Annotated in this window: 1 protein-coding gene; it reads right to left on the bottom strand. The window is 51.7% G+C overall.

Translation table 11 applies throughout. The features are described 5' to 3' along the window. The coding region (locus GX135_03330; protein ID NLN85125.1) for a DUF3987 domain-containing protein at positions 1 to 1,940 on the bottom strand (1,940 nt) is incomplete at its 3' end. Positions 1,941 to 2,434: the final 494 nt, after the last annotated feature.

Below are 2,434 nucleotides of genomic sequence, written 5' to 3'. Positions count from 1 at the left end.
CGCAGGCTCTCCCAGTTTTTCATCAGGTGAATCAGGATGCAGAAGCGCCAGAAATAGTTGTCGAAGAGCCGCGCGCTGTATGCCGCCAGCGGGTCGTTGGCGTTCATGGCAATTCTTTTCATCAGGGTTTTGTATAATCCATCGCGCAGTTCCTTTGCTTCTTGTGAAGTTTTCAGGCGTTGGCTGTCTGGAATTCTGCGGAAGCTTTCCAGCATCTCGCCATAGGCGTGCAGTTGGGGGTCGACACCCGTGCTGTCCACGCTATCCAGACACAATTCTTCCACATCGATGTTTTGGATCAGGCAGATGATGAAGCGCTGCAAAAATCCGCCGCGCTGGTCTGCAACTTCGCTCATTTCCTGAAAAAACCATTCCTCGGTGGTGGCGCCCACGATGGAAAAGGCGGGCTTGGAGATGTGCTCGTCAATTTCCATTTTGGCGATGCTGCGGTCCTTGCCGTCGAACATATCCGTGATTTCCTGCTTCATGCCTGCGTTGTAGGATTTCCCCATCTCGCGCAGCCAGGCGGAAATTTCCATCTGCAAAATCAGGCGATTGGGATTGATGGAAAGCAGATTGTAAAGCCTTGCCTGGGTCACTCGCGAAAGCTCGATGTCCATCTCGTTGCGCTCTTTGGCGGGGAGGTTTGTCAGTGAGTCCTTGAAGGTTTTCATCATCTTCATGGCTTGGTTTATCACCGTGGTCTTTCGGCTCACCGTGGAAGGTCCGATGATCGCCGCCCAGATATTGCAATAGTGCTTGGTTCCGGCGTTATACATGTAAACCCGATTGCCGATGTTTGCCGCCACCACGGGCAGCATGGCGGTGAGCTTGGCTCCGTCCTGGGCGTCGGTGATTTGACCCACGAGGTCCAGATATTGGATAAGCTCGTGGGGCAGTTTGCCGCGATCCAGTTCCACGTTTTTGGGTCTGCTAAAAAGATCCAAAAGCTCGGGATAGTCCTCCAGCGTGAGCAAGGGAAGCTCGTCCCCCCAGGCGGGAGGGTTTTCCTCCCGCGCTTCAAAAGGGGCGTATGCGTTTATCCAGCCTTCGTTTTCGGCGATGTAAAACAGCGTTCCAATGTTCACTCCGGGATACCTTTTCAGGCGTTCCCACACCTTTTTCAATTCCGCCGGCGTGTCCTTGTAGTGGGGATTGTCGGCAAATTTCAGCCAGTGTTCCAAGCCGTCTTCACCAAAGTAGTTGAAAAGCGCCAATCCGCAGCGAAACCAGTCCCGGTTGTCAAACTTGATCCGGGAAAGATATTCCACGGCGTCTTGGGCTTTGAGGGCGGTGAGGGCGTCGTCATGGCGCACGATGGGCGCACGCTGCATCTTTGTTTCAGGTTCTTCCTTGTGAACCCCGGCTTCCGCCAAAACATCATCCACGTTCATGGGCTCGGCTTCCACGCTGCCCACAAAGTCGTCGTCCCAGCTCACGAAACAGGGGCGGCCCATGTCCGGGGTGTTGTCTGCCTTGAGCCCGGTTTTAATTTCGATTTCAGCGCGCAGAAAGTGCCATATTTCGCGAAATTCTTCACGATCGACCACTGGCCTGTCGAAAGCCAAAACGAGCTTTAAACCGTCCACAGGGCTGCGGAAAACGGCGTTGAAGCCGCGGGAGTTTTCGCGCAGGATAATCTTGCTTTCGCTGAAGTTTTCAACGTGGTCAAAATCGAAAATGATGCCGTTGGCTTGAATCACGTTGTCTTCGGAGCGTGAGCCTTCGATCACGGCAAAGCAGAAATAGGGAAGCTTCTGTTTCATTTGCTTCTGAATTTGGGGGTCGGTCTCGGCGCGGATGGCTTCGATTTCTTCGCGCCAGTGTCCATTTGAAAGTTTGTCATACAGTTCATCCATGCTCATGGGCTGGATGGCCTTGGTATTCCTGACGGAATCGCCATACGTCACGGTTTTGAGGTTGTTTTGGGAAAATGACATTTTTACTCCTAAATTTTTTTGGGGTGTGCCCCCATAAAATAAAGGGGAAGAAAAACGCGGTTTCGGCGGATTTATTTTTGGGGTTCTCGCGGATTGACGGGGATAAAAACGCGGATTTCGCTGATTTATAATAGATTTGGGATACACAGGATTGAGTCGATAAAAAAGGGATTTTTTAGGTTGTAGCGCCGGAACACCGGATGAATCCGGTGCTCCGCCACGGCCTGGATTCTTCGCTTCGCTCAGAATGACGCATGGGCGCGGGTTTGGGTGGCAGTGGGCGGAGTCTGAGTGGTCGAAAGGACATTGTGCCAGATGAATCTGGCACCAACGACCGGATGAATCCGGTGTTCCAACTCGCTATTCCGCAGTTAGTTAGCAACCTTTATGAACTCTAAAACGTTAAAACGATAAAACGCTACAACGTAAAAAATCCCCTTTTCATCATCCCCATCCTATTCATCCCTAATCTATTAAAAAATCTGCGTAATCTG

The sequence above is a fragment of the Candidatus Cloacimonadota bacterium genome (assembly GCA_012522635.1).
Classification (GTDB): Bacteria; Cloacimonadota; Cloacimonadia; order Cloacimonadales; family Cloacimonadaceae; genus Syntrophosphaera.
Note: the sequence above shows the minus strand (reverse complement) of the source record. Positions and strands in the feature narration are given on the sequence as shown.